Here is an 8,027-nt window from a genome sequence, read left to right on the forward strand (position 1 = left end):
TTGCTCGCGCGTCAGAACTTGCCACGCACGCCGATTGCGTAGCGGCGATCGGCAATCCGTTCCTGCCCGATCGGCCCATCGATGAATATCGCCCGCTCGCGATTGGGCTGATTGGTGAGGTTGACGCCCGAGAAGGTGATTGCGAATTGCGGGTTGATGTCGACCGATACAGTTGCGTTCAACTGGCTGCGTTCGTCCTGGTACAGGGGCAGGTTGTTGGTCAGATCGACCGCCTCGACGCGCAGGAACGGGTCGCGAAAGGTGTAGCGGACGCGCGCATTGATGCCGTATTTCTCGTAGAACAGCGTCAGGTTGTAATTGTTTTTCGAAAGGTCGCGCAGCGGCAGTTCGAACTGCTGGGCGACCCCGCCTGTCGCGAACCCCGGCACGGTGAACGTCGTCTCGCGCTTGCCGTCCTGATAGGTGTAGTTGGCGATGATTCCCAGGCCGTCGAGTCCTTCGGGCAGATAGGTGAAGCTGTGCTGGAAATTGACCTCCAGCCCCTTGAGCGTCGCGCCGCCCGCATTTACCGGCTGGTTGATGCCGACGCATTCGCCGACCGCACCGGATTGGTCGATCGACACCGGGTTGAAAATCCCCGTTGCGCAGTTGTTCGGATCGAACGGCCCGCGCGCCGGATTGATCAGCGTGGGTGCGACCGCGACCGTCGTCACCAGGTTCTGGTACTTCTTGTAGAAGCCGCCGACCGACAACAGGCTGTTCCGATCGAAGTACCACTCGACCGCGGCGTCATATTGATCGACCGTCTGCGGTCGCAGATTGGGGTTGCCGGCGCTGACATAGACGTCGAGCAGCGGGAACTGCACGGTCGGCGACAACTGGCCGAAGTCCGGCCGCCGCAGCGAGCGGCCATAGGACGCCCGCACCAGCACCGACTGAACCGGCTCGGCGGTCAGGATCGCGTTGGGGAGCCAGTAGGTATAATTCTGCCGAACATCGAGGTCGCCTGCGACGCCGTTCGCCAGCGTGACGCCCGATGCCGTCTGGCTGGTGCGTACGACGCGCACGCCGGCGTTGCCGCGCAGGCCGATGGAGCCGATCTGCGTGTCGAGATTCACGCGCAGATAGCCCGCGTAGCTCTCTTCCTTCACGCGGAAACGCGCGCTCAGATCCTCGGGCGGCACGGCCGCCAGCCCCAGCGCCTGGCGGACGTCGCCGGGGTTCCGGGTCAGCAGGCCCGACGGCACGACGAAGCCACCCAGATACTGGTCGCCGGTAAAGTCGAAGAAGTCGGTCGGGGCTGTCGCATACAAGTCCGGCCGGCTGGCGGCGGTGATGCCGGGGAACTGGCGCGACGCCTGGGTCGTGCGACGGCGGCGGGAATCGGTCTGGTTGAACCGCGCGCCGGCCTGGATCGATCGGATCGGGCCGAGATCGGCCTTCCATTCCAGGTCCAGACGCTGGGCATTCTCGACGTTGCGAAAATAGCTGGCGTTGTCGCGACCGATGAACGTCTGGTAATAGGCGGGGTTGCCGATGTTCGCGAACAACGGGCTCGACGTATCCGGAGCGAAGAACAGGGCTTTGCCGGTGATATCGAACAGGAAGGGCGGGCTGATCCGGCCGTTGGCGTTGCCGAAATTGGCGCTCGCCGGATTGTTGTACTGGCTGACCAGCTGGAAATTGGCGTCGGTCGTGTCGGATCCGGCGCCGCTTGCCTCGGCCCTGATCGTCAGGGCGCCGAATTCCCATTCGGCGCCGCCGGCGGCAAGATAGGACCGGGTGTCGCGCAACGGGCTGTTGTTCTGTGGCCGAAACTGGGTGCCGCCGATCTTGCCGCTGACCAGCTGGTCATAGCTGAAGCCGCTCGCGTCGCGGCTTTCGATCACGCGGTCGCCGGGGAATGCCAGCTCGGCGACATCGGCGGTCTGCTGGATGAACACGCCGGCCTCGTTGCCGACGATTCGCTGGTCGACATAGGTACCGTCGAGGAACAGCTTCAAGTTGCTGGCCGCCTGCCATTCGACTGAGCCGCTGGCCGATGCGTTGCGGCGATCCCGGGTCGAGAAGAATTGCTGTGCATAATTGGGCCGCAGATAGGGGTCGGCGGTGCCATCCCCGTCGAGGTCGACGCCGGTGCGCGCGGCATAGCGTACGTTGAGCACATCCTCGCGAACCGACTGTTCGCCATATGCCCCTGAGACGACGACCCCGATGTCACCGATGCCGGTTTCGAACGTACGCCCAAACACAGCGGACACGCGCGGATTGAACGCGTCGGCATTCTCCGCATATTCCATGTCCGCGCGGATCGAGGCGATCGGCTTGCGCAAGCCAAGCCCGCGATAGGTGCGCAGGTCGACGATGCCGCCGACCGACCCTTCGATCTGATCGGCGGTCGCGACCTTGGTCACGCTGACCGAGGCGATCAGTTCGGCGGGCAGGTCGTCGAAGCTGATGCCGCCGCGCGCATCGCCCGACGGGGTTGTCGCGCGCCCGTTGATCAAAACGAGGTTCTGGTTCGACCCGCGGATCGACACGTTGCTGCCGACACCCTGCGAACGGTCGATCTGCACGCCGCTGACATTCTCCAGCACTTCGGCCAGGTTCTGGTCGGGAAGCTTGCCGACGTCCTGCGCATTGATGACGTCGACGATCGTGTCCGACGCGCGCTTTTCGTTGATGGCGCTGGCCAGGCTGGCCCGGATACCGGTGACGACGATTTCGGCTTCGGCGGCCGGCTGCTGCTGCGCGGCGACTGTTGCCTCCTGTGCGAACGCCGGACCGGCGATCAGCGCCGATACCGCCGCGCCTGTCCCCATTGCAGCCCGCAAACGGCGTTTCAGTGTCGAACCACTCATGATGACATCCCCCTTATCCACCGGCTGTTCGCCGTATGCTGGGGAGGCCCATACCGTGGTCGAACCGCTATGACAATATTGTCATTGCGTTCGCCGGCCGCCTTCTGTCTTGGTTGCGTCGGTTAGATCGGCTTCTTTACCGTTGCGCAGCCAGCGCTGGGGAAACTGGGCTGCGGTGGATCCATCGCGACGGCGGAAGGTAGATCCTTCGCCAAGGCGTTCGGTAAAGTTCACGTGATGACCGCCGCCGCGTGCATTCAGTTGCCCGAACAAGTCGCGGCGCATCGCCGTTACGACTGGCTGCAGATCCTTTGACGCGATCAGGTTCCGGGTTTCCTGCGGATCGGCCTGAATGTCGTAAAGCTCCTCGGTGTCCCAGACGCCGTGATACTGGATCAGCTTGTACCGGTCCCCGCGCAGCGCGAAGGTGGTGGGGGTCTGCGGATAGTTATATTCCCAGTAATATTCGTAAAGCAGCGAACTTCGCCACGGGCGGGCAGGGGCTTGCCCTTCAAGCTGCGGTACGAAGCTCGCGCCGGAGAATTGCGCGGGGCGCGCGACGCCGGCCAGATCGAGGATCGTCGGCGCGATGTCCAGATTGGCGACCATGTCCGTCACCGTCTTGCCGCGCTGGATCACACCCGGGCCGTAGGCGATCAGCGGAACGCGCATCGATTCCTCATACGCGTTGCGCTTGTCGATCAGCCCATGTTCGCCGAACATGAACCCATTGTCGCCCATGAACATGACGACGGTATTGTCGAGCAGCCCGTTCTTGCGGAGATGGTCGAGCAATCGGCCGGTGGATTCATCAACAGCGGCCAGCGTCTGATGATATCGGCGTTTGTATTCCTTGAGATCGAGTGTTGAATGATAGGGAAATTCGACGCCATGCCAGCTGTTGCGCTGGTTATGCACCCAACGGGGCTTGCCGTCGCTGTCTGGTGACTTTGTCTCGTCATACGTTGCCGGCAAGGCGATCGGAGTATTCCTGTACAACTCTTTGTGCCGCGTCGCCGGTTGGAAATCGGCATGCAGCGCCTTGTGCGAAAGGTACAGGAAGAACGGTTTCTTTGCGTCGCGCTGCTTAAGCCAGTCGAGCGCGTAATTAGTCAATTCGTCGGTGATATAGCCCTTTTGCGGTACGTGCCGCCCATCGACGTTCAACTGTGCGGTGCTGCCATCAGCCAGTCTTGGCCAATAGACACCCTGACCTTCGAAACTCACCCAGCGATCGAAGCCGGGGCGCGGGTCGTCGTTCAGTGCGCCCATATGCCATTTGCCGAAGAACGCGGTTTGATACCCCGCTTTCTGCAGATATTGCGGGAAGTAGATCTGGCCGCTCTCGTCGCCGGCATTGTTGTCGACGATGCCGTGGTCGTGCATGTACTCGCCGGTCAGGATGGTCGCCCGACTGGGCGAACATAGCGATGACGTGACGAAGGCGTTCTTCAGATGGACGCCGTCCCGTGCCATTCGGTCGAGCACCGGGGTGCGGATCTCGCGGTTCACGAACCCGAGTTCGTCGTAACGCTGATCATCCGTCAGGATAAAAATTATGTTCGGATGGCGCGCCGCCGGTGCTTCTTTCGCGGCGCGTACCACCGCCGGTCCTGATGGGCGAGCATGGGCCGGCACGTGGATCATCGCCAGCACTAAAATACTTGCGCTGCGCACCGTGCGCCAAGTGCATGTACCGGTTTTCATACGCCGTCCCCCCGCTCAAGCATTGACCGATGCGTGTCTGCCCCGCATCCCTAACAGGCCAATTCGTATTCGACAATATTGTCGGTGCAAGTAGAGGAAGCGGGGTACCGTGACGCAGTCCAGTCGACCAAAGCGGTCAACCCTTGCGGACATTGCCGCGGCTGCGGGCGTATCGATCAAGACGGCATCGCGCGTCATTCGTCACGAGCCAGTGGCGGCGGCAACCCGGGAGCGGGTAGAACGCGCGGTGGCGGAACTGGGATACCGACCGATCACCGCGCCACGTAGCGCGGCCAGCGATCGTTCGTACCTGATCGGCCTGCTCCACTTTCCGCCGATTGCGACGTTCGTGTCCGGCCTGATCATGGGTGCCAGTGAACGCGCTCGGCAGGAAGGATATCATCTTGTCGTTGAGGCATGCTCGGTCGGAACATCTGACGAGCGCGCGAGATGGGTACGGCAACTGGTCATTCAGTCCAACCTTGATGCCATGATCCTGGCTCCGCCGCTGGGTGACGATCCCGTTATCTTGGCGACGCTGGCCGAACTGGCGCTACCGACATGCAGCATCGCGCCGGGTGACATCTCCCCCAACTATCCTTCGGTCGCGATCGACGATCGCAGCGCGGCACGGGAGGTCACAGAGCGGCTGCTGAAATGGGGGCACCGCCACGTGGCATTCCTGACTGGCGCGGGGGGGCGCACCACGACAACCCGCCGCCTCGCCGGTTTTCGAGATGCCGTCGCCAAATTCCCTGAAGCACGTGCGACGGTGGTCGAGGGCGATTACAAATTTCGCTCGGGGTTTGAGGCAGGGCAGGAATTGCTGTCAGGCAAGGATGTGCCAACCGCCGTATTTGCCAGCAACGACGAAATGGCGGCAGGTATCCTGGTGGCCGCGCACAAGCTGGGGCTGGCAATGCCGAGCCAGTTGTCGGTATTCGGGTTCGACGACGATGTAATCGCCAACGCGGTATGGCCGGCTTTGTCCACTGTGCGCCAGCCGGTTCACGAAATGGGTAGCGCCGCGATCGCGCTATTGGTCGAAGGATCGCTTAGGCCCTCCGCGGGAGCCGGTGACGTGCCCTTGCACCAGCAAATCCCGTATGAGATCATAGAGAGAGAGACCAGCGGTCCGGCGCCAAATCCGTGACCAAAGCATGGCAAGGCTGTGACGCCGTTCGCCCCTATCGTCGCGCCTATCTCGGCTGGCACGGTCTTGCATGGGCCGGTGCGACGATCGCCTATCAGCCATTTCTTTCGTTCCTGCTGCCACTCAAGATCATCGGGATCGGCGGGCATCCCGATCCGATATTGCTCAGTAAGGCGGTCCTTCTGGGCGGGGTGACTGCGGGGTTTGCCAATTTAGGTTGGGGGCTCGTCGGCGACCGTGTCGTGGCGCGGGGCGGCGGGCGGCGATGGTTGATCTTAGCGGGACTGGTTGGGGTTCTACTTAGCTATGTCATGCTTGCACTGGCCAGCACGCCTACGGAATTGCTCTTGGCGCTTTTCGGCTTTCAACTCGTGCTGAACCTCTTGTTGTCGGCGCTGGTCGCAACCGCGGCGGACGAGGTGCCTGTTCATGACAAGGGACTGTTAGGGGGCGTACTGTGCATCGGCGCGCCCGCCGGTGCACTGGTCAGCGTGGTCACTACGTTGCCTGGCATGTCGGTTGAGCGCGGACTGCTCTGGATCGCGGCCATGATCACGATACTTGTTTTACCCTACGCTCTTCAACAACGGTACCCGGTGCAGAGGGGGCCTCAGCAATCGCCAACGACTGTGGGGGAACCCGCCGAAGCGCAAAGTTTCATGCTGTTATGGCTGGTCCGCTTGCTCTTACAAATTGCGAGCAAGGCAGTCTTTTTCTTTCTCATCTATTATTTTGCTGAAACTGTTGGGCAAGTCCTGCCAGCCGCGATCGCGCAACTGACTTTGATCGCCGCCCTCATCGCACCGCCCGCCGCGTTGTTCCTGGGGCGAGTGTCCGACCAGTACGGCTGCCACCGCGTGGTGCTGTTGGCAATGATCGCCGTCATGGCGAGCGGGTTGGTAATCATGGCGATACAAAGCGACTTGGTATCTGCAGTATTAGGATACCTCGTGTTCGCAAGCTCCGCAGCGATCAGTCTCTCGCTTCACTCGGGATATTCGATGCTCCGGCTACCTGTCGGGTTGGCCAGCGGGAAAGGACTAGGTTTGCTGAATCTCGCAAACACGTTACCGGCGGTTGCGGTTGCCGCTCTTGGCACGGCCATAGTGCCCCAGCATGGATATAGAACGCTATGCTGGATCCTTGCCGGTGCGGTAGTGGTGGCGGGCAGTTTCTTGATCCCGCGCAAATCCTGAGGCAGATCGGCCTTCTATGGTAACAGCTTGGAACCGATAGCGGACAGCGAGGCGGCGGTCTGCTCGAGTGCTTAGCGTCACGGCGTCAACCTGAACGGGCGTCTGATTTCAAGGAGGGAACAAGACTTCCTAAGCGTCTGTTTGTGGGTCTATTTAGCCGTGAAGCCGCCGTTCTGCTTATTCTTGTAGATCTGAATTTCCGAGGTTCCCGCTATTCGTCGTCTGAGTAAAGCCCTGAAAACCTTCCGTCCTTAAGTCCACCAATAAGCCAAGTCTGCGGCGTGCCTTTCTCAAACGTCACCACGTAAGTCTCCTCGCGGCCGCCCGCCAGATCCGCTTTCAGGAGAGTCAGTTTCTTGATCGGTCCCTTTTTTGTCAGCGGAGGACCCATTTTAGATATCTGCTGTTTGCACGCCTTGAGAAGTTTTGGCTGCATCATGTCCGAGGGGCAGGTACCGGTAGCCGTTCTAGTTGAGATCGTCCTCAGTGCAGCAGAGTAATTACCCTGCGCAGCGGCGACAGGTGCTGACATTGCAAGTACCGCGCCAGCAAACAGAAACGGAAGGTATAATTCATTATCAGTCCCCCATTGATCTTGCATATTTTCTAATGTCTCAAAGGGGCGGTGGCCATAGCAAAAGCGCGGTGTTGGGGGATTGGTAGCTGACGGCTCGCTTGGTTGTGCCAGCCCGGCGAGCCTTATTGCAGTGACACTCGGCGGATTGCCCTTGTTCCGTTTTAGCACTGGCGTTTCCTGCGTGCTGCTGTTCTGGGGTGGGTTCATCCTGCCGCATCTGCCCGGCGCGACCGTCGGCGATTTGTCTGGATTAGCTGTCGCGACGTGTGGACTGGATTTCGGTCGTCCGCTGGCCTCAGCAACGCTCGCAGATGATCGAGCACAAGCCAGCTGCGGCTAGACACAGAAACGCAAGGCCGATAATAAGTGTTATGTTAAATCAAACGCTTATCTGCATTTTTGACACCGTGGTTTGCTTAAAGTTCGGGCCGAGGGCAACCGACTTTGCATGTTGGGCATTCTCGTGTGCCGCACTCCCGAGGACGCCCTGGTGCAATTTAAGATCGCGCTGCTGAGGGTCAGGACTCATTGGTCATAGCCAGAAGATGACGGTGGCCGCGAGCGCGACGGCA

The 8,027-nt window shown here is 60.9% G+C and carries 6 protein-coding genes; 3 read left to right on the top strand and 3 right to left on the bottom strand.

Annotated features, from left to right (window positions below; all coding sequences use genetic code 11):
- Positions 1 to 11: 11 nt before the first annotated feature.
- Positions 12 to 2,822, bottom strand: coding sequence for a TonB-dependent receptor (locus IFT54_RS18430; RefSeq protein ID WP_192071697.1), 2,811 nt, complete (start codon positions 2,820 to 2,822; stop codon positions 12 to 14).
- An 81-nt stretch (positions 2,823 to 2,903) separates the two neighbouring features.
- A complete protein-coding gene (locus IFT54_RS18435; protein ID WP_197984749.1) occupies positions 2,904 to 4,529 on the bottom strand; it encodes a sulfatase family protein in 1,626 nt (541 codons plus the stop codon).
- Between the two features lie 109 nt (positions 4,530 to 4,638).
- Here IFT54_RS18435 and IFT54_RS18440 point away from each other — a divergent pair, with 109 nt between their 5' ends.
- Both IFT54_RS18440 and IFT54_RS18445 read left to right on the top strand, forming a co-directional pair.
- Positions 4,639 to 5,682 carry a LacI family DNA-binding transcriptional regulator gene (locus tag IFT54_RS18440; RefSeq protein WP_082451767.1) on the top strand — a complete coding sequence of 348 codons (1,044 nt, stop codon included), beginning with the start codon at positions 4,639 to 4,641 and terminating at the stop codon, positions 5,680 to 5,682.
- A complete protein-coding gene (locus tag IFT54_RS18445) occupies positions 5,679 to 6,878 on the top strand; it encodes a hypothetical protein (RefSeq protein ID WP_192071698.1) in 1,200 nt (399 codons plus the stop codon). The genes IFT54_RS18440 and IFT54_RS18445 overlap by 4 nt, the downstream gene beginning before the upstream one ends.
- A gap of 211 nt (positions 6,879 to 7,089) precedes the next feature.
- Here the strand turns inward: IFT54_RS18445 and IFT54_RS18450 are convergent, their stop codons facing one another.
- Entirely contained in the window at positions 7,090 to 7,479 is a 390-nt protein-coding gene (locus IFT54_RS18450; RefSeq protein ID WP_192071699.1) for a hypothetical protein, read from the bottom strand.
- Between the two features lie 157 nt (positions 7,480 to 7,636).
- Between IFT54_RS18450 and IFT54_RS18455 the strand changes: the two genes are divergently transcribed.
- The gene (locus tag IFT54_RS18455; protein WP_192071700.1) at positions 7,637 to 7,795 is read left to right on the top strand and encodes a hypothetical protein; all 159 of its coding nucleotides are present in this window, start codon (positions 7,637 to 7,639) and stop codon (positions 7,793 to 7,795) included.
- Positions 7,796 to 8,027: the final 232 nt, after the last annotated feature.

Source organism: Sphingomonas sp. CFBP 13714 (genome assembly GCF_014842205.1).
In the GTDB taxonomy this organism is placed as follows: domain Bacteria; phylum Pseudomonadota; class Alphaproteobacteria; order Sphingomonadales; family Sphingomonadaceae; genus Sphingomonas; species Sphingomonas aerolata.

Excerpts from the sequence above, each read along its gene's own strand:
- IFT54_RS18430 (WP_192071697.1), bottom strand. The coding sequence starts at position 2,822 with ATGAGTGGTTCGACACTGAAACGCCGTTTGCGGGCTGCAATGGGGACA.
- IFT54_RS18435 (WP_197984749.1), bottom strand. The coding sequence starts at position 4,529 with ATGAAAACCGGTACATGCACTTGGCGCACGGTGCGCAGCGCAAGTATT.
- IFT54_RS18450 (WP_192071699.1), bottom strand. The coding sequence starts at position 7,479 with ATGCAAGATCAATGGGGGACTGATAATGAATTATACCTTCCGTTTCTG.